General features: G+C 59.9%; 20 protein-coding genes and 1 pseudogene. 12 read left to right on the top strand and 9 right to left on the bottom strand.

The window, feature by feature from the left end; all coding sequences use genetic code 11:
- The first annotated feature begins 100 nt into the window (after window positions 1–100).
- From JTY93_RS06020 to JTY93_RS06010, 4 genes are all read left to right on the top strand, one after another.
- A complete protein-coding gene (locus tag JTY93_RS06020) occupies window positions 101–1,318 on the top strand; it encodes an S-type pyocin domain-containing protein (RefSeq protein WP_205478761.1) in 1,218 nt (405 codons plus the stop codon).
- Window positions 1,315–1,650 carry a hypothetical protein gene (locus JTY93_RS06015; protein WP_205478760.1) on the top strand — a complete coding sequence of 112 codons (336 nt, stop codon included), beginning with the start codon at window positions 1,315–1,317 and terminating at the stop codon, window positions 1,648–1,650. The genes JTY93_RS06020 and JTY93_RS06015 overlap by 4 nt, the downstream gene beginning before the upstream one ends.
- A 177-nt stretch (window positions 1,651–1,827) precedes the next feature.
- On the top strand, window positions 1,828–2,058 hold the full coding sequence (locus tag JTY93_RS30260; protein ID WP_240344557.1) for a DUF7683 domain-containing protein: 231 nt from the start codon (window positions 1,828–1,830) through the stop codon (window positions 2,056–2,058).
- Window positions 2,059–2,097: 39 nt separating this feature from the next.
- Window positions 2,098–2,349 carry a pyocin S6 family toxin immunity protein gene (locus JTY93_RS06010; RefSeq protein WP_205478759.1) on the top strand — a complete coding sequence of 84 codons (252 nt, stop codon included), beginning with the start codon at window positions 2,098–2,100 and terminating at the stop codon, window positions 2,347–2,349.
- 60 nt (window positions 2,350–2,409) lie between these two features.
- Here JTY93_RS06010 and JTY93_RS06005 read toward each other — a convergent pair whose 3' ends face one another.
- Window positions 2,410–2,874: an outer membrane lipoprotein gene (locus tag JTY93_RS06005; RefSeq protein WP_029297142.1), complete on the bottom strand. Its 465-nt coding sequence runs from the start codon at window positions 2,872–2,874 to the stop codon at window positions 2,410–2,412.
- 156 nt (window positions 2,875–3,030) lie between these two features.
- Between JTY93_RS06005 and JTY93_RS06000 the strand changes: the two genes are divergently transcribed.
- The gene (locus JTY93_RS06000) at window positions 3,031–3,276 is read left to right on the top strand and encodes a hypothetical protein (RefSeq protein WP_169996938.1); all 246 of its coding nucleotides are present in this window, start codon (window positions 3,031–3,033) and stop codon (window positions 3,274–3,276) included.
- A gap of 59 nt (window positions 3,277–3,335) precedes the next feature.
- On the opposite strand, the gene pdxH is transcribed toward JTY93_RS06000, so the two are convergent.
- The 5 genes and pseudogenes from pdxH to dinG all read right to left on the bottom strand — a co-directional run bounded on the left by pdxH (window position 3,336) and on the right by dinG (window position 10,864).
- Entirely contained in the window at window positions 3,336–3,983 is a 648-nt protein-coding gene (pdxH, locus tag JTY93_RS05995) for a pyridoxamine 5'-phosphate oxidase (protein ID WP_169996936.1), read from the bottom strand.
- Between the two features lie 27 nt (window positions 3,984–4,010).
- Window positions 4,011–5,027: an OmpA family protein gene (locus tag JTY93_RS05990; RefSeq protein ID WP_205478758.1), complete on the bottom strand. Its 1,017-nt coding sequence runs from the start codon at window positions 5,025–5,027 to the stop codon at window positions 4,011–4,013.
- Window positions 5,028–5,166: 139 nt separating this feature from the next.
- Window positions 5,167–6,313: pseudogene (locus JTY93_RS05985) on the bottom strand (serine hydrolase domain-containing protein).
- 53 nt (window positions 6,314–6,366) lie between these two features.
- The gene (locus tag JTY93_RS05980; RefSeq protein WP_205478756.1) at window positions 6,367–8,631 is read right to left on the bottom strand and encodes a beta-galactosidase; all 2,265 of its coding nucleotides are present in this window, start codon (window positions 8,629–8,631) and stop codon (window positions 6,367–6,369) included.
- Between the two features lie 88 nt (window positions 8,632–8,719).
- On the bottom strand, window positions 8,720–10,864 hold the full coding sequence (gene dinG / locus JTY93_RS05975) for an ATP-dependent DNA helicase DinG (protein WP_029297151.1): 2,145 nt from the start codon (window positions 10,862–10,864) through the stop codon (window positions 8,720–8,722).
- Window positions 10,865–10,963: 99 nt separating this feature from the next.
- Between dinG and JTY93_RS05970 the strand changes: the two genes are divergently transcribed.
- On the top strand, window positions 10,964–11,428 hold the full coding sequence (locus JTY93_RS05970; protein WP_205478748.1) for a CopD family protein: 465 nt from the start codon (window positions 10,964–10,966) through the stop codon (window positions 11,426–11,428).
- Window positions 11,429–11,713: 285 nt separating this feature from the next.
- On the opposite strand, the gene JTY93_RS05965 is transcribed toward JTY93_RS05970, so the two are convergent.
- From JTY93_RS05965 to JTY93_RS05955, 3 genes are all read right to left on the bottom strand, one after another.
- Window positions 11,714–12,472 (bottom strand): collagen-like domain-containing protein, encoded by a 759-nt coding sequence (locus JTY93_RS05965; protein ID WP_205477043.1) that lies wholly within the window; start codon window positions 12,470–12,472, stop codon window positions 11,714–11,716.
- Entirely contained in the window at window positions 12,465–12,755 is a 291-nt protein-coding gene (locus JTY93_RS05960) for a DUF1145 domain-containing protein (protein WP_169996929.1), read from the bottom strand. Before JTY93_RS05960 ends, JTY93_RS05965 begins: the two co-directional genes overlap by 8 nt.
- Window positions 12,756–12,935: 180 nt before the next feature.
- Window positions 12,936–13,631 carry a PA1041 family peptidoglycan-binding anchor lipoprotein gene (locus JTY93_RS05955; RefSeq protein WP_029297159.1) on the bottom strand — a complete coding sequence of 232 codons (696 nt, stop codon included), beginning with the start codon at window positions 13,629–13,631 and terminating at the stop codon, window positions 12,936–12,938.
- A gap of 191 nt (window positions 13,632–13,822) precedes the next feature.
- On the opposite strand from JTY93_RS05955, the gene JTY93_RS05950 reads away from it, so the two are divergent.
- The 6 genes from JTY93_RS05950 to JTY93_RS05925 all read left to right on the top strand — a co-directional run bounded on the left by JTY93_RS05950 (window position 13,823) and on the right by JTY93_RS05925 (window position 19,100).
- Window positions 13,823–14,320: a DUF6231 family protein gene (locus JTY93_RS05950; RefSeq protein WP_169996927.1), complete on the top strand. Its 498-nt coding sequence runs from the start codon at window positions 13,823–13,825 to the stop codon at window positions 14,318–14,320.
- Window positions 14,321–14,322: 2 nt separating this feature from the next.
- Complete coding sequence (locus JTY93_RS05945; RefSeq protein ID WP_205477042.1) at window positions 14,323–14,811, top strand: YchJ family protein; 489 nt, start codon at window positions 14,323–14,325, stop codon at window positions 14,809–14,811.
- A gap of 107 nt (window positions 14,812–14,918) precedes the next feature.
- A complete protein-coding gene (locus JTY93_RS05940; protein WP_205477041.1) occupies window positions 14,919–15,410 on the top strand; it encodes an LEA/WHy family protein in 492 nt (163 codons plus the stop codon).
- Entirely contained in the window at window positions 15,407–15,607 is a 201-nt protein-coding gene (locus JTY93_RS05935) for an SEC-C metal-binding domain-containing protein (protein ID WP_205477040.1), read from the top strand. The genes JTY93_RS05940 and JTY93_RS05935 overlap by 4 nt, the downstream gene beginning before the upstream one ends.
- 189 nt (window positions 15,608–15,796) lie before the next feature.
- Entirely contained in the window at window positions 15,797–16,441 is a 645-nt protein-coding gene (locus JTY93_RS05930) for a glutathione binding-like protein (protein WP_205477039.1), read from the top strand.
- 217 nt (window positions 16,442–16,658) lie between these two features.
- Window positions 16,659–19,100, top strand: a complete 2,442-nt coding sequence (locus tag JTY93_RS05925; RefSeq protein ID WP_205477038.1) for a penicillin acylase family protein — start codon at window positions 16,659–16,661, stop codon at window positions 19,098–19,100.
- Window positions 19,101–19,285 lie beyond the last annotated feature (185 nt).

Below are 19,285 nucleotides of genomic sequence, written 5' to 3'. Positions count from 1 at the left end.
CCTCTTCTCCCCTCGCTTGCAGCACCCTCCTACATTTTTTCTCCTGCGCCTCCCATAACGTCGCACTAGATGTCGCGATGTAACTCGCCAGGAGGGCATGATGGCCAACAACAAAGACAGACCGCAGGTCTGGCGTTCCTACGGGACCGGTACCGGTGGCTATCGCCGCCTGGAACCCATGAACGAGCGCGAACTGGCCGCCCGCGAGGCGCTCCAGCAACCCTACAACGCAATGCTCGCACGCCAGCAGGCCTACGAAGCAAAGCTTCAGCCTGCGTCAGAACCGAACCCCGCTCCTGTCGTCGGGTGCGTTTTCGCTAAGTCCTGCAACTTGCCGGACGCCATCATCAGCTACAACACCCCATCTGGTTACATTCCCCTGGATCGCCTCGCAGACTATGGCGAACATGCAGTGCTGGGCGGCCGTGAAACAGATGCAACAGGCCGGCTTCCTCTCCAGAAGATAAGCGCCACTGTATTGCCTGCCGGGCTTGGCTCGTTGGCACTGGGTGGCTCGGCCATTACGGGCGCGGCCGCTGCCACCGGGACCGTTGCGACAGGCTTCATGCTGGGCCTGGTAGCACTGCTATGGCCCTCAACGCTGGGCGACAGCGCGCTCTATAGCGATGAACAATTGCGCACCCTGACCCGCGCCCGCACCCGTGTGCGCCTGAATATCGAACAACAGGCCGACGGTAGCCTGAAGGGCTATGCCTTCTACACGGGAAAGAATCGTGATTGGGAAATGGTCGATGTCGTACAGTTTCAACTACAGGGCACGCAACACGTAGCGGATTTGGGTGACGGCGTCGAGCTGATCTGGACACCTGCTGTTGACCCTGCCGATACCCTTGGCATACCCGCACTGGAGGCTGCGCCAGCCACGCCTCACATATGGGTGTATCCGCCGACGGAAACAGCCGCGAGTATCATCGTCGACCCGATTTATCCGCCGGAGTATAAGGATTTCATTCTGGTATTCCCCAGTGAGTCAGGGGTAAAACCACTCTATATCGTGGTGAGCTGGAAGTACGAAGATGCGCCGTACCACGGAAAAAAAGGCAACTCCGTTAAAAGCAAAAGACCAACCAACGGTTTAGCCGCACTAAACGACTCAATACAGGTGAAACCTACAGAACCACGCCGAGTAGGTATCGACCCACAAACGAAGGAGTTTGTGGTCATAGATCGCACCACAGATGAGCTTTACCACGGTCATGTGAGGTCCTGGGAAGAGCTTCATCAAGACATGAAAAATGCGCTGATAAAAGCGGGTAAAACCAACCGCAAAGGAAAAATTCTCGGAGCAGAAAAATGAACATGCACTATCACGACCCGGATATGAGTCATGAGGAAGCAGTAAGCAGTCTTGCCGCTGGAGACGAACGTAAGGTAGCAACTGCACTGATTTCTATCGGGCTTAATGAAAAAAATAGCGCCTGGGCTCAGGAGGTCTGCTTAGAACATATAAGTCATGACAACCAAGCGATTGCCTCAGCTGCCATAGTCGCTGTAGGTCATATCGCGCGTCGATTCAGAACATTGGACACGGCTAAGGTGTCTGCGGCAATGCAACTGGCTGGGCAAAAACACCCATCACTGAGCGGCGTGATAAGTAGCGCTCGAGATGACATCGAAATGTTCACCTGATCGCTCCCTCCAACCGGTCACTCAATCTGAGAGATTTTCCTTCACTGCGCCCCTTTAACGACTAACAAAATGAAGAGCATCGATTATCACAACAAATATCGGCAGTCAGCCTGGTGGTGGATTTGAACCGTTAATAATCAAATCCATCTCCACGAAAATCCAAAAAAGATTCGCACCATGAGATATCTGATTGAAGCCTTCGATAAGGTTACTGAGCTCCAGGCTTTTGTAATCGAGCTACCTCCTGGGAGTGAGGAAAAGTTGAAAACCATAATGCAATGGTCCAACGAGCAGTATGGCTGGGAGGGTTACAACCTTACTCCCACCCAACTGACAGCTATCGAATCTTTGGCAGGCAGGGCAATAGAGACCCCCGTTCATTTTTTCCAACTCACCTGCAGTATCTGACTAGCGAACCAGAAGCTGAAAGGTGCTTTAACTAGCCTTATGTTTTATTTATCAATTACCGGTTTTTTTCCTGACGATAAACAGGACGAATCATTGCAATACCAATTCGACATAGAAGGGGATCAGCTTAATCAAGACGTCGCCCAACTCACCGAATCAAAACCCCTTGAGGAGTTGCAACCCGGTGAGTTGGAACTCACCAAAATCCAGGTCGCACAGCTCTCCACGCTGCTGAAGATTAATCTGAGAAACGACTTGGAGTACTTCATCGGCCTACGAAGCCGGCCATGAACGCCAACAAAAAACCCCGACCAGTCACCTGGTCGGGGTTTTTCTTTTACTGAATGACGCTTAGCGGGTAACGCGGCTGGTCCCGTCTACGGTCATGATGCGCACGCGGTCGCCGATGCGGAAGATCTCGTTTTCCTGCACGGCCTGGACGTAGGCGCGCATGCTGCCGTCGTCTTCGCGTACGGTGATTTCCACGCCCTGGGTGCGGGTCAGGCCTTCTTCGGTGGCCGAGCCCAGCAGGCCGCCCGCCACGGCACCGATAACAGCGGTCACGATGCTGCCGCGACCGCCACCGATGGCGCTACCACCAACACCACCAATGACTGCGCCTGCTGCGCCGCCGATTGGGGTCTTGGTGCCTTCGATCTTGACCGGACGCAGGGATTCAATGGTGCCCATGCGCACGCTTTGCACACGACGGGCTTCGTCACGGGAATACGAGTCGCCGGTCAGACTGGAGGCGCAGCCACCCAGCAGCAACGACATGGTGGTGAAGCAGGCAACCAGCAGAACAGACTTACGCATAGCATCAACTCCAAAGGACATATCTTTATTAGACTCCGCTGCTTGACGCCTGTCACGGCACGGCCCGGAGAAAATTGCTTTCATTCAGCCCCAGTACAGACAGGCTGTACCGCAAAAACCGACAAACGGTAGACCTACACCCAGACAAGGAATTTCATGGACTACTTCATCATTGTAGCTACCACCGCCGCCGGCCTGTATTTCCATTGGTGGCTGTACCGGCGGATCAAGCGCTGGGTAGACCGCGACTTGGCGCTCTCGCTTGCGGGAGACGATCCGCACAAGCGCAACTTTATGCTGCAACAGTTGGACCGTGCCAAGGCTGAGAAGGTCAAGCGTAAGGACTTGCCACAGTGGCTGCAGGACGCAGCGCGGCAATATGTGGTCAAAACCACGGAGTAGAAGGCTTCGTAGAAGGACATGTCAGAGCCGGCAAGCCGGCTCCTACAAGTGTGATGTCTTTAGGGTGCCAATCGCTCGCGGGTCCAGTCGGCACCCTGCAAACGATAGTTCAAGCGATCATGTAAACGGCTCGCCCGGCCCTGCCAGAACTCGATGCGCTCCGGCAGCAGGCGATAACCACCCCAGTGTTCCGGGCAATCCGGCTGGGTCTCGCTGAAACGCTGCTCGGTCAGCGTGAGCAGGTCCTGCAATTGCTGGCGATCACGGATCACCTGGCTTTGCGGGGAAGCCCAAGCGCCGATACGGCTACCCAGTGGGCGCACCTGATAGTAGGCGTCCGACTCCTGGGGCGTGACCTTGATCACCCGCCCCTCGATGCGCACCTGGCGCTCCAGGGTCGGCCAGAAGAAGGTCATGGCAGCAAACGGGCGAGCTGCCATTTGCTGGCCCTTGGCGCTCTGGTAGTTGGTGAAGAAGGTAAAGCCCTGGGCATCCAGCCCCTTGAGCAGCAGGACGCGGCAGTGAGGCCGGCCCTCCTGGTCCACGGTCGCCAAGGTCATGGCGTTCGCCTCAACCGGCGGTTGCTCGGTCTTGACCGCGTCGTTGAACCACTGGTGGAACAACGCAAACGGTTCGTCCGGGGCCTGGGCCTCGCTCAAACCGTCCCGTGTGTAGTCACGGCGCATATCTGCCAGTGCCTGGGTCATGCGGCTTTATCCTTCTGGCTCAATTACTCAGTTTTTCGCCTGGTCGTTTGCAGCGACTTTTTTCGCTGGCGCTGCGGCCTTGGCGGCAACTGGCTTTTTGGCAGCCGGCTTGGCGGCGGCTTTTTTCGCGGCTGGCTTGGCGGCGGCCTTCTTGGCTGGCGCTTTCTTGGCGGCAACCGCTTTCTTGGCGACCGGCGCTGGAGCAACGACGTCCTGCACCGCGACCAGTTCAGGCTTCGGCGGGTTTGGCGAGTTGTACTTGCTCAACAGTGCCAGCATGGTTGTGCGTTGGGTGAACATGATTTCCATGCGACGGTTCAGGGCTCGACCCTGGGTGCTGTCGTTAGCGGCGCGGGGCATAAGGTCACCCATGCCACGCAACATCAGGCGGTCCTGCTTCAAGCCACTGAGGCTGAAGATCGAAGCGATGGACTGGGCACGCTCCTTGGTCAAGGGCTGGTTCTGCACGGTGTCGATATGGCCCAGGACCAGCACGGCAGTCTTCGGATCCTTTTCAACGGCCTTGGCGACACGGGTAAACGGGCCCAGGGTCACCGGCAACAACATCGCCGGGCGCTTCGGGTTGTACGAACCATCGACTGGGGCAATCACCACCAGCACGTTGTCGCGACGTTCCAGTTGCAGGTTGCTGTCCTTGATCGCAGCGCGCAGGCGCGGCTCGTAGTCATCCAGCCAGGCCTGAGTAATTTTCGGGTCTGGCATCGGGATGTTGGTCACATCGACTTTGTTCAGGGGTTTGGGCTTGCTTTCAAAAGGCCACCACCATTTGGTGTCGCTTTCAGCCTTGGCCACTACCGGAGCGGCAGCGGCAGCAGGAGCAGGCGTTGCCGCCTTCAGATCGGCCTTGAGATCAGCCTTGGCGTCAGCCGCTTTGGCATCGGCCTTGGCGGTAACGTCCTTGGACGCCGACTTGTCGAACCCGAATGACCACCAATGCTCGCCAGACGCATCATTTTGTGGGGTTTGTGCACAGCCAGTAATAGTGAGGCAGAGCGCCAGTGCCAAGGACTTGTTCGATAACATGAGATATCCACAAAATGAGAAAACACAGGGGTCTGGATGACCCGTTAAACAGACGCTTCACGAAGTTTAAAGTAACAATACTTTTCAAGCGCCTTTTGTAGGTGCCTTTTTAACAAAAAAACGCCATACAGCAAGCTATTTACAGACAGTCGGCCAATATTCTTACCAACTTTTGCGCACGCGGGTCCATAAGTACATACGGCCCCAGAGTATTGGTCACGAAACCAAATGCTACATCATGTTCCGGATCGGCAAAGCCCACGGAACCACCCGCCCCAGGATGCCCAAATGCACGCGGGCCAAGGCCGAACGTGGCATTGGGCACATTCGGCTGGTCCAACATGCAGCCCAGGCCAAAGCGGGTTTGCGTCAACAAGGTTTTATCCGGCCCGATACTGTGTTCGCGGGTCAGTTGTTCAAGCATATCGGCTTCCAACAAACTTCCGTCCAACAAACCACTATAAAACCCGGCCAAACTGCGTGCATTGCCATGCCCGTTTGCCGCAGGCTGCTGCATACGACGCCACTCGGGTTTGTTAGTGCTGGTTAGTATAGAAGGCGGATTGGTAAACGCCCGGGTGCTCATTGCCTCGGGCTCACGCAGGGTAACCTGCAACAGCCGTTGGGCAGCTTCATCCCCCATATTGCCTTTACCCCTGGCAATGTGCGCGACACGATAGAACTCTTCGTCCGCCAGCCCGACATGAAAGTCCAGGCCCAACGGGCGAGCAACCCGAGCCACAATCGACTCCCCCGGCCCACGCCCGTCGGCACGGCGCAGCAGCTCCCCGACCAGCCAGCCATAGGTGATGGCGGCGTAGCCATGGCCTTCACCGGGGGGTCCACCAGGGAGCCTCGGCGGCCAGGGCAGCCGTCATCAACGGCCAGTCATACAGGGCCTCAGCGGGCAATGTCTCACGCAACGCTGGCAACCCGGCCTTATGGCACAGCAGTTGGCGCAGGGTGATGCTTTCCTTGCCCGCCGCCGCGAACTCAGGCCAGTAGTTGGCAACGGGGACGTCCAGTTGCAATTTGCCTTCGGCAACCAGTTGCAAGGCGGTGACAGCGGTGAAGGTCTTGGTGCAGGAGAACAGGTTGGCGATGGTATCGCTGTGCCAGGCCTCGGCACCGTCCTTGTCGGCAGCACCGGCCCACAGATCGAGGACCGTTTCACCGCCAATCTGCACACACAGCGCGGCGCCGCGCTCCTGAGGGTCGTCAAACAATGCGGCGAAGGCTTCACGCACTGCTTCGAATTGAAGCTCGTAATGACCCTGAATCTGCACCTGTATCCCCCTCGAAAAAGACCTGCTTTAAGTGGCGCCCATTGTTCCAGTCATTACTGGGTTTGGGAACCCGTTGCAGCATGGGCGACCTTGGCTTTTTCGGCCTCTGCGCCCAATTGCTGGATCGTCGTCAGGTTGCTTTTACGCACGCTATCGACAAAGCCCTGGAACGGCACATCAGTGATCCCCACCAAGCCGAAATGGCCGTTTTCACCGTCGAGCAAACGCCCGGTTACTGGCTGGTCGAGATACTGGAACCAGTGCACACCGACAATCGACGGTTCGCCCATGGCCTGCTTGAGGAAGGCCGCATAAGCCGGGGCCCGCGCCTCCTCACGGGCCAATTGCGTGACACCGCCCCAGAACGGGCCACGGTCGGCGGAGCCGAAGTTGAACTCGGTGATCAGCACCGGTTTGTCCAGTGCACGCAGGGCCGCAAAGTCGTAGCCGTCCTGGGGCTTGAGGGTGTACATGTTGAAGCTCAACACATCGCAATACTGGGCGCAGGACGCCACGGCCTCCGGGGTGCTGACCGCATAGCGGCCACCCAACAGCAACTGGTTGGGCGCATGCCACTTCAGCGCATCGGAGATGGTCTTGAAGTAGGCGTCGGCGAAGGTTTTCTGGAAGTACTGGAAATCAGCCTCGATTTCCGGATGCTCGGCATTGGGAACCGGCGGCTCGAAGCCTGGATCTTCCATCAACTCCCAGCCAGCCAGTTGGATGCCCCAGGCTTTGGAAAGGCCAGCTTCGTTGCGGTACTTGTCGCGCAGTTGCTTGAGGAACGCACGCTTGGCCGGGACATCCGTAGTCATGCGCAGGGTGCCGTAGGCCAGGGCGTAGCGGGATTTCGCATCATCGCCGGGGCCGGCCCACGCCAGTTCGTTATCGGCAAAGAAGCCAATCAACCAGGGGTCGTCGCGATGGTCGCGGGTGGCGATCGCCACAGCCCGCTCAGTGGCCATGGCAAAGCGCGGGTCGAAGGGATCGGGCATGCCGCCCCACCAGTCGATGCCGGTGCTGATACTGGTGTAGTCGCCAATGATCGACAGAGGCAAGGTGTAAGGCACGCGACGGGCGTCACCCAACTGCGGGGCGCTCCAGTTGCCGATCGTATTGAAGCCCCAGGCTTGCAGGCGATCCAGGGTGTGACCGGTCCAGCGGGCCTGGTCAAAACCTTGGGCCGTGCAGGGCTGCGCCTCTGCTGCCGGGTCACACGCCTGGCCGTAGGTGCGCTGCAGGTTGGCACCGTAGAAGTCGTACCAGCGCCCTACATTGAAGCCGCGCCCTACATCGGCGCCATTGCCGCCACGGTTGTCGCCGCTGCCGTAATACTTGTCGAAGGGCTCGCCCGCCTTGGGCAGTGCGCCAAACATCCATTCGCGCCCCGCGACATAAGTCTGGCTGTTATCCGGGCTCACCGTGTTGACACCCAGCGAGTAGAACGGATGCCCAAGCGGTGTCACCAGGTACCAGCGCCCGTCGCGTTTTTCGGTGCGGAAGAAGCCGCTGGCCTCAAAGGCCGGGCCCTTGGTGCTGCCGCCAAACTTGTCCAGGGCGCTCTTGTCACGCTCTGCGAGCCAGCCCTTGAGTTGTTGTTGTTCCTTGGCGGCAGCGGCTTTCAATTGCTCGTCGCTGCTGACTTTTTCTGGCCAGCGCGCACGGTTGGACTGCCCATAGGCGTCCACCAGTTCACTGTAGGCGGCCTTGAGCACCGGCTCGCTGTCCTGCACGCCAAAGCGCTCCAGCAGAATGCTTTGCGGCGCAGCCGGCTTGATCATTGACAGAGTAACCGAGACCACCTGGCTACGATCGATTTCGCCAGCGCTACCGGCCAACATCACGCGCTGCCCCTCCACGGTGATCGGCATCGGCGGCCCGGCCTTCATGCCCTGGCTCAAGGGCGAGTTGGCTTGCAGGGGCACCAGCAGGGTTTGCGCAGGCCCCGCCGGCAAATCGATACGGCTGACCAGGGTCCTGCCGTCGCTGCTCTGCACCTTGACGTACAACGTCAGCGCCCAGTCCATCGCACTCTGGATGCGCAGGCTCATGGCACTCGATTGCGACCAGTCCCACACCCCACTCTGCGGGCTGAGCACCAGGCTCGGCTCCGCTGCCGGGTTAAAGGTGATGCGGCGCAGCACCTCGCCTTCCGGGGTCTGTTCGGCGTTGTACTGCGGCAGGCTGGCGTCCTGGGTCGCCACCTTGACCACATCGGCCGGCCGGACAAAGTTGAACAGCGTCTGTTGCCCAGCCGGCGCGGCCAGCAATGGCGTGGCAAACAATAGGGCAAAAAGAGCAGGCAGCGTGCGGATCATACGAACAAGGTTCTCCCAATCGGCCGGTGAATGGCCTGATGACATATATGAGATAGACCACGAAGTGGGCGAATTCGCCCACTGTGGCTTAGGAAATTTCGCGCCTGAAAGGCGGCAAGGCATTAAGGATAGCCTTGCCATAGCGTTGGGTGACCAAACGGCGGTCGAGCAAGGTGATGGTGCCCCGGTCCTCTTCAGTACGCAGCAAGCGGCCACAGGCCTGGACCAGCTTCAACGAGGCATCCGGTACCGAGATCTCCATGAACGGATTGCCGCCCCGGGCTTCGATCCATTCGGCCAGCGCGGCCTCGACCGGATCGTCCGGTACGGAGAACGGGATCTTCGCGATCACCACGTGCTCGCAGTAGGCACCGGGCAAGTCCACACCTTCGGCAAAGCTCGCCAGGCCGAACAGTACGCTGGAATCCCCGCCATCGACCCGCGCCTTGTGCTTGTTCAGAGTCTCCTGTTTTGACAGGTTGCCCTGGATAAACACCTGCTTGCGCCAATCGCGGTCGAGGCCGTCGAATACGTCCTGCATCTGTTTACGTGACGAGAACAGTACCAACGTGCCCTTGGAACCCTCCACCAGGGACGGCAGGTCGCGAATGATTGCCGCGGTGTGGGCCGGCGCATCCCGCGGGTCGGCCTTGAGGTCCGGCACCCGCAGCACGCCGGCGTCGGCGTGATGGAACGGGCTGGGCACCACGGCAGTGACCGCTTTTTTCGGCAGGCCGGCACGCATGCGAAAGCGCTCGAAAGTACCCAGGGCGGTCAGGGTGGCCGAGGTCACCAGGGCGCCGTAGGCCACGTTCCAAAGGTTGCGCCGCAGCATCTCCGCCGCGAGGATCGGGCTGGCATTGACTTCGATATCGAACAACGCGCCGCTTTCCGACAGCGTCAGCCAGCGAGCCATGGGCGGATTGTCTTCCGGATCTTCGACGGTGAAGGCGGTCCACAACTCCCAGTTGCCCTGGGCCCTGGACAGCAGGCTGCCAAACAGCGGGTACCACTCTTCGGCCTGGTTGCTGGCGATGCCGATATTAACCTCGCCGTCCATGCCTTCCTTGAGCAGGTCGGTGAGGCGGGTGAACAGGTCGGTCAGGCGTGAAAAACCCTTCTTCAACTCGACGCCCATCTCGCGCATATGCTCGGGGATCAGCCCGCCGACAAAGCGATGGCGTGGCCGTTCGCGTCCTTCGACGTCTTCGCCGGGCTTGAAATCCGCCACTTGCTCACAGGCGCTGAACATGAACTGTTGCTGGGTCTTGATCTCCCGCGCCAACTCCGGCACCTGCTCGATCAGCTTGCCCAGGTCGCCGGGCAGCGGATGCTGGGCCAGCAGCTTGGTGAGGTTCTTGGCGGTGGTTTCCAGCCAGTCGGCAGTGGAGCGCAGGCGTGTGTAGTGGGCGAAGTGGCCGATGGCCTTGTCCGGCAAGTGGTGGCCCTCGTCGAACACGTACAGCGTGTCACGCGGGTCGGGCAGCACGGCACCGCCGCCCAGGGCCAGGTCGGCGAGGACCATGTCGTGGTTGGTGACAATCACATCAACCTTGCCCATGCCTTCGCGGGCCTTGTAGAAGGCGCACTGGCCGAAGTTGGGACAATGACGGTTGGTGCACTGGCTATGATCGGTGGTCAGGCGCGCCCAGTCGGCGTCTTCCAGGGCATTGGGCCAACTGTCGCGGTCACCATCCCACTTATTGCCGGCCAGCTTCTCGATCATGCTGGTAAACAGCTTCTGGCTGGCCTCATCGACTTCGATCTTGAAGCCTTCTTCTTCGAACAGCGAGGCCGTGGCGGTTTGCGCGTGGCCTTCCTGAAGCAGCACGTCCAGCTTGGACAGGCACATATAGCGGCCACGACCCTTGGCCAGGGCAAAGGTGAAGCTCAGGCCGCTATTGCGCATCAGGTCCGGCAGGTCTTTGTAGACGATCTGTTCTTGCAGGGCGACGGTGGCGGTGGCAATCACCAGGCGCTTGCCGGCCGCCTTGGCAGTAGGAATCGCCGCCAGGCTGTAGGCTACGGTCTTGCCGGTACCGGTGCCGGCCTCGACGGCCACGACCGCGGGGTCGCCACTGCGCCGGCCTTCGTCGTCGGTGTCGATATCCCCGAGGACCTTGGCCACTTCGGCGATCATCAGGCGCTGGCCGTAACGCGGTTTCAAGCTCTTGGCTTCGAGAAAACGCGAATAGGCGCCCTGGATCGTGGTTTTGAGTTCAGTGCTGATCATGGATAGTCGGGCGCAAAAAACGCTGGATAAATTTTCAGTGGTTCGGATCGGCAGCTATCATACCCCGCTAATTAATCCCGCGCAGAACGGAGTACCTCAATGACCGTCTTTAGCCTTGCCTACACCCTGCATGTATTGGCCGCCCTGGTATGGGTCGGCGGTATGTTTTTCGCCTGGATGATCCTGCGCCCGGCCGCTGTGGCGGCGCTTGAGGGGCCGGCGCGGCTGAAACTGTGGATGAATGTGTTTCCACGTTTTTTCGTGTGGGTCTGGGTGGCGGTGCTGATCTTGCCGATCAGTGGCGTCGGCCTATTGCAACTGCGCTTCAGCGGGTTTGAGACCGCACCGCGTTATGTGCAGGTGATGATGGGGTTGTATGTGGTGATGACGGCGCTGTTTATCCGCATCCAGGCGTTGCAACTGCCTGAACTGCGTACGGCAGTGGCAGCCGAGGACTGGGCGACTGGCGCGCAGGTGTTGGGAAAAATCCGAAAGTTGGTAGGAATCAATCTGATTGTGGGGTTGGTAGTGGTGGCGGTTGCCTCGGCTCGGCCGATGTTCTGAGGGGGTTCTCCAGGGCCTCATCGCGGGCATAGGTATCTACACAACTTTCAGAAACTGACGAACTCCCCCGTGGCGAGCGGGCTTGCCCTCGCGCTGGGCTGCGAAGCAGCCCCCAAAACCAGCCGCTGCGGTGTATCTGGTACAACGCATTCGGCTTATTGGGGGCTGCTTCGCAGCCCAGCGCGGGCAAGCCCGCTCGCCACAACTACGCTATCTGCCTGGATTTAGGTGTTGCGGCAAATGTTGTGTAGATACCGATGCCGCGATGGGGCCAGTGCCTATAGCTCAAAGCCGTTGGATGGTCACCGTACCGGCAGGTCCGGAAGGCCCAGCCTGCCCTTCCAGACCGGGACGGCCTTTCTCGCCGCCATCGGCGCGGTACACCAGGCACCCCCTGGACTGCCCGCCCTTGCCCGGTTTGCCGGCAACACCCGGCAAGCCGCCTGCACCGCCGTCGACCCAGACCTTAATCTGCTCACTCGGATAATCCTGCGGCAATTCGATACGCACTGCCGCCCCCGCGGCCCCCGGCAGCCCATCGCCACCGTTGTCGCCATTGGCGCCGCGCCCAGCCGAACCCCACGTGCACCCTGGGTCTTCGCCATTGGCGCCGTCCAGGCCGCTATAACCTTGGGCGCCGGTGCCACCCCGGGCATCGACAGACAATAGCTGCGCATTCAATGCATTGATCCGCAACGTCAGGTCACGCCCCGGCTTGGCCGGCTTTTCATGGGTGCCGGGCGCCCCCCGGGAGGTGATCTGGCTGCCATGCTCCAACTGCGCATGCCGTACCTGCAATTGCAGGGCCGAGGCGCTCGGCACAATGGCGATCCGCGCTTCGCGGCCCAGGTGCAGTTCGTCGACGGTGACCTGGGTGATATTTGCCGGAATCAACAAGGTGCCATAGTCGGCCACGTCCAGGCGTTCCAACTGCAGCACGCTGGTGCTGTTGGGCAAGCGCAGCAACGAGTTGGTCTCGACACTGACGCTTTCGGCCAGGGCAACGGGGCTGACCAGCAGGGCCAGGAGAATAACCTTACGCATGATTGCCATCCTTATTGTCTTGATCAGCCGTAGGCGCAGGCAGGCTCTTTATATGGAACATGCCCAGCAGCAGGATCAGCAGGCGGTCACGCCAAGGGTGGGCACGATGTTTGACGCTGGCGTTGAATAGCACCAACTCCAGAAGGTGGGTCAGCAACAATAGGATGCCGACCAGGTTGACCAATAGATGAAATGGATTGGTCAGCGGTTTGAACAGATTGATCAGCACAACGCCCCAGAACAGCAACGCCAGCAACTTCCCCAATCGCAACAACAGCTTCATGCCCTACGCCCCCTTGCACATTATTCTTTGGGCGCACAGTAACGAGTTCTACGGGCGATTTGCCAGTGAAGGATTAAAAAACTTGAGAACGCTGCGACTTGGCGACCAGATCGCCGAGGATTGTCGGAAGCTTCCATCAGAAATGCCCCTGGCGCCACCCAGGGGCAGGCGTGCAGCGCGCTAGCGGTTGATCTGGATTTCCACGCGGCGGTTCAGCGCTCGCCCGTCGGCGGTTTTGTTGTCGGCCACCGGATGGGTTTCACCGGCCCCCGTCACCGACACAAAGTTGCTGCGCGGCACGCCGGAGCTGACCAGGTAGTCGGTCACCGAATGGGCGCGTTTTTCCGAGAGTTTCTGGTTGTAGGCATCTTTGCCGACGCTGTCGGTATGCCCGCTGACCCGCAACTGGGCACTCGGCGCCTCCTGTTTCAGGCGTGCGGCGACGGTGTCGAGCTTGGTTTTATCGGCCGCCGTCAGCCGGGCCGAGTCGAACTCGAAGTGCACGTCACGAATCACGATGGTCTCTTCCTTGACCACCACCACTTCTTCGACGACTACCGCCTCGGGTACTGGCGGGCAGCCATTGGCATCGACCTGCACGCCTTTGGGGGTGCCCGGGCATTGGTCGCGGCTGTCGGGCACGCCGTCGCCGTCCTCATCGCCGTCGCCATGGACCCAGCAATAAGCGCCGGCCATGCCGCCGATCAACAAGGCGCCGCCGCCGGCCCATGAAGAGCTTTCGGTGGCGCCTAGCGCCGCACCGGTTACGCCGCCGAGGGCTGCGCAGGTGGGCCAATCGGTTTTTTGCAAGCCTGCGCAACCTGTCAATACTCCGGTTAGCAGAACCAAGGGTAGAGCTGTCCGCATGATGCTCATTTGATTTCTCCTGAGGGGATCGGCCGCAAGCCGATGGGTGGAGTAAAGACCGCTCTTTTCATCTGCGCCAGCGCGCCACACCCCCGTATTCATTGGCCCAGGCTGCTTTTCCAGGCCGACAGGCCGCCGCCCGCTCTAGGCCCGCGCGCTCAAGCAGGCTAGTCTTCACGGTTCTGATGTGAGGATCTTCGATGACCGCCGGTAATTCTTCCCGTACGCCGCAGCAATCGCTCGCCGCCCTGCTTGATCGCCAAGCGCCCAAACGCCTGCTGGTATTGGGTGCCGGGCAGTTCCCGGCGCTGGATGCGTTCAAGCAGGCCCACCCTGACACCGTAGTCTGCGTCGCAGGGCCTGGACCATTGCCTGCCGAACTGGCCGCCCAGCGATTTGACCTGGCCCTGGTGGTCGACTGCCTGGAGCACCTGTCAAAACGTGCAGGGTTGGAGCTACTGGGCGGCGTGCGCAACCTCAACGCCAGCCGCATCGCCGTCCTCGCCGACCTGGCGGCCTGCGGCTGGAAAGACACCGACTTTTTCTCCTTGGCCCTGCAGACTAGCGAACAATTTCGCCGCGACGATCAGGTACTGACGCTGTTTACCTACGATCTGCTTGAATACAAACAGGTCCCGGACTGGCTGAACGCCCGGTTCTGGGCCAACCCGGAAAACTTCGGAAAGTATTGGTGGTAACCATGAGTACATCCATTTGCCCTTGCGGCAGCGGCAACCTGCTGGATGCCTGTTGCGGCCATTACCACACCGGCCACCCCGCGCCCTGTGCCACTGCGTTGATGCGCTCACGCTACAGTGCCTATGTGCTGGGGCTGGTGGATTATCTGGTGGCGACCACGCTACCGGCACAACAGAGCGGCCTGGACCGTGACGCCATCGGGGCCTGGAGCGCGCAGAGCACTTGGTTGGGCCTGGAGGTGGAAAGTTCCGAGGTGTTTGGTGGGCAGCCGGAACATGCCTTCGTCACCTTTACCGCACGCTGGCATGACAGCACTGGCGAACATAGCCACCGGGAACAGTCGTCTTTCGTACAGAACGATGGGCACTGGTACTTTATTGATCCTACGGTGTCGGTGAAGGCTGGGCGCAATGATGCCTGCCTGTGTGGCAGTGGGCAGAAGTTCAAGAAGTGCTGTTCCAGCTATTTGAAACAAAACGGCTCAGTGTAGGAGCGAGCTTGCTCGCGAAGAAGGCAAGAGCACCGCATTTACCTAGACTGCCCTCGTCATCGTTGACGACCATCGCCGGCAAGCCGGCTCCTACAAAGGATTGCGTCATGGTCAACCGATTACGAAGCTATAGCTGTTTACTGGCACTGACCATTGGCCTCTCGGGCTGCGCGTCCTGGTTCGCCGATGACACGCCGCCACCGCAAATCCACCTGATCAAGGTCGATCTGGTACGCGCCAAGCTGTTGGAGCAGAAGTTCAAGCTGCACTTTCGCGTGGATAACCCCGGCGACTCGGACCTCACCGTGCGCGGCTTGATCTATAAGATCAGCCTGGCTGACGTGGAGCTGACCGAAGGCGAATCCAACGAGTGGCTGACCATACCGCCCCATCGCCGGGGTTTTTTCAAGGTCACGGTGCGCACCAACCTGTGGCCACAGGTACGGCAAATCGCCGACCTGTTGAAAAACCCGGACCGCCCTATCCCCTATCGCCTGGAAGGTGAACTGAAAACCGGATTATTCATCGGTAACGACGTGCACGTGATGCGCAATGACGAGATAATCCCCGCCGATTTTATTCCGGAGCGACACCAATGACTCAGCAACCCCATGTCCATGGTCCTGACTGCAACCACGATCACGATCACGATCATCACGACCATGGCCATGTCCACGGCCCGAACTGCGGCCATGCCCACCAGGAACCGGTGCGCAACGCCCTGAAAGACGTTGGCCGCAACGATCCGTGCCCGTGCGGCAGTGAGAAAAAGTTCAAGAAGTGCCACGGCGCCTGATCCGCCGCATGTAGGCGCCAGCTTGTCGGTCGGTGAGGCAAACCGCCATCGCCAGCAAGCCGGCTCCTACAGTTCTATCGATAGACCTAAATATTTCATTGAATTTTCCCTAGTCGACCGTTACCTATATCTACAGGCACATCAGCGGGCGTCCTGCCCGGTCAAGCATCACCAATTATGGAGAGCTTCATGATCGACCTGTATTACTGGACCACCCCCAACGGTCACAAGATTTCGTTGTTCCTGGAAGAAGCCGGACTGCCCTACGCGGTACATCCGATCAACATCGGCCAGGGCGACCAGTTCAAGCCAGACTTCCTGAAGATCGCTCCCAACAACCGTATTCCTGCCATTGTCGATCAACAGCCGAGCGACGGTGGTGCGCCGATTTCCCTGTTTGAATCCGGCGCTATCCTGCTGTACCTCGCGGAAAAAACCGGCCAGTTTCTGCCCAAGGACCTGCGCGCTCGCCAGGAAGTACTGCAATGGTTGTTCTGGCAAATGGGCGGCCTGGGCCCAATGGCCGGGCAGAATCACCATTTCAGCCAGTTCGCCCCGGAAAAGATCCCCTACGCCATCAAACGCTACGTCGATGAAACCGCGCGCCTCTATGGCGTGCTGGACCGGCGCCTGGCCGATCGCAGCTTCGTCGCCGGCGAGGCCTACAGCATTGCCGACATGGCGATCTACCCGTGGATCGTGTCCCACAAATGGCAGAGCCAGCGCCTGGAGGATTTCCCCCATCTGCATCGCTGGTTCAACCTGATCAAGGAACGCCCGGCGACGGTGCGGGCCTATGATTTGGTACAGAAGGTCAACCCGCCGAAATCCTGATCGTACCCTGTAGGAACTGGCTAGCCGGCGAAGATCGTTAACGAAAAAGCTGAGTGCCTGGATAAGCGTGGCGCCTGGTAGTTTTTCGCCGGCAAGCCGGCTCCTACAGGGGTTTGTGAGTGTTTGAAAAAATTAGCATCGCCTCCCGCTTGCGTCGGTTCGCCGCGCTCACTAACGTAGCGCCTTTACTGACGCTACCCCCCGCAGGAGCTTTGCCATGGCCTCGCCAGCCCTCTCACGTTTTCTTCCCCGGTTCGGCGTTGCCGCGGCAGTGGCCAGTGCCTTGGGCCTGGCCGGTTGCCAGTCACTGAACAGCCAGGACACCCTGCCGCCTGTTTCCGGCGTACAGCCGCTCAAGGGCCTGGCGCAAAATGTCTCCGTGCGGCGCAACAGCCAGGGCATGCCGCTGATTGAAAGCAACACCTTCCACGACGCACTGTTCACCCTGGGTTATGTGCACGCCAGCGACCGGATCAACCAGATGGTCACCCTGCGCCTGCTGGCCCAGGGCCGCCTGGCAGAAATGTCCGGGCCGGATGTGCTGGATGTCGACCGCTTTATGCGCGCGGTCAACCTCAAGAAAAGCGCCAGCGAGCTGTACAACGCGTCGTCACCACGCCTCAAGCGCTTCTTCGAAGTCTATGCCCGCGGGGTCAACGCCTACCTGTTCCGCTACCGTGAAAAACTGCCTACGGATCTGGCCAAGACTGGCTACAAGCCCGAATACTGGAAGCCAGAGGATTCGGCGCTGCTGTTCTGCCTGCTCAATTTCAGTGAGTCGGCCAACCTGCAGGAAGAGTTGTCCGCCTTGGTACTGGCGCAAAAAGTCGGCGCCGATAAATTCGCCTGGCTGACCCCAAGCTACCCGGACGAGCCACTGCCTATGGCGGAGTCCGACAAGCTCAAGGGCGTCAACCTCGGGCAGATTCCCGGCCTTGCCACGCTCAACAGCATCAACGAGCGCCTGGGCAGCCTCAATACCCTGGGGGTTTCCACCTCCAGCAACTGGGCCATCGCCCCACAACGCAGCCGCAGTGGTCGCAGCCTGCTGGCCAACGACCTGTCGACGCCGATGCAGGCGCCGTCCCTGTGGAATTTCGTACAAATCCGCGCGCCGAAATACCAGGCGGTCGGGGTGTCGATTGCCGGGATACCTACGCTGCTTTCCGGTTTCAATGGCAAGGTGGCCTGGAGCATGAGCCAGGTGTCCGGCGATACCCAGGACCTGTTCCTGGAGAAGGTCAAACGCCAGGGCAGCGCGTTGTACTACGAGCACAACGGCAAATGGCTACCGGCCATCGTGCGTAACGAAACCTTCTTCGCCAAGGGCCAGCGGCCGATTCGCGAGGCGGTGTACGAAACCCGCCACGGGCCGTTGCTCAACAGCGCCCAGTCGCTGACCAGCGGCTACGGCCTGGCCCTGCAAACCGCCGATTTCAAGGACGACAAGAGCCTGGATGCGTTTTTCGACCTGTCCCGGGCGCAGAACGTGGAAAAAGCTTCGGACGCCAGCCGTGAGATTCGCGCCATCCCCCTGAACATGGTGTTTGCCGACGCCAGCAATATCGGCTGGCAGGTCACCGGGCGCTTCCCCAACCGCCGCGAAGGCGAAGGCCTGCTGCCATCCCCAGGCTGGGACGGGCGCTATGATTGGGACGGCTTCGCCGACGCGATGCTGCATCCCTACGACCAGGACCCACCCCAGGGCTGGGTCGGTACGGCCAACCAGCGCAGCGTGCCCCACGGCTATGGCATGCAACTGTCCAACTCCTGGGCCGCACCAGAACGCAGCGAACGCCTGGCGCAGTTGGCCGGCAACGGCAAGCACGACAGCCGTAGCGTGATTGCCATGCAATACGACCAAACCACACTGTTCGCCGCCAAGCTCAAAAGCATGTTCCAGGCGCCAGGTATGGCCCAGCCTCTGAAACAGGCGATCGAGGCCCTGCCGGCCGTCGAACGGGCCAAGGCCCAGGAAACCCTGGGCCGCCTGATGGCGTTCGACGGGCGCCTGGCAGCCACGTCGAGCGATGCTGCGATCTACCAACTGTTTATGCAGGAAAGCTCCAAGCAGATTTTCCTCGATGAACTGGGCCCGCAAACCAGTGCCACCTGGAAAGCCTTTGTCAGCAACGCCAACCTGTCCTACGCCGCCCAGGCCGATCATCTGTTGGGGCGTGAAGACAGCCCGTTTTGGGATGACCTGCACACCCCCAACAAAGAAGACAAGCCGGCGATTCTCTCCCGCAGCCTGGCCGCCGCGATCACTGCCGGCGATAGCCAACTGGGCACGGATCACAAGGCTTGGCAGTGGGGCAAATTGCATAGCTACACCTGGAAAAACACCAGTGGCCAGACCCTGCGCGGCCCGTTGGCCGCAGGGGGCGATCACACTACGTTGAACGCCGCGCCCTACAACTGGGGGCAGGATTTCGCCACCACCCAAGTCCAGGCCCTACGCATGATTGTGGATTTCGGCCAAGTGGAACCCATGATGGGCCAGGGCGGGATCGGCCAATCCGGCAACCCTGCCAGCCCGTACTATGCCAATGGCATCGATCCGTGGCTCAAAGCGCAGTACCTGAGCTTCCCGATGCAGCCGCAGAACTTTGACAAGGTGTACGGCAAGACCCGATTGACTCTGGTCCCAGGGAAATAACCCCATTTAGGAGCTGGCTTGCCAGCGATGGCGGTGTGCCTGCCAGCACATCGTTGCCGCGCTGCAAGTCAGCTCCTAACGTTCTGCACTGCAATGGTGCTGAAGCTCTGTTGCGCCCGATATCGGGCGCTTGCCACGTTGCCCTTCGCGTAATCCCACCTATTAAAAAGACCGTTCGGAACTAT

Source organism: Pseudomonas hygromyciniae (assembly GCF_016925675.1).
In the GTDB taxonomy this organism is placed as follows: Bacteria; Pseudomonadota; Gammaproteobacteria; order Pseudomonadales; family Pseudomonadaceae; genus Aquipseudomonas; species Aquipseudomonas hygromyciniae.
Note: the sequence above shows the minus strand (reverse complement) of the source record. Positions and strands in the feature narration are given on the sequence as shown.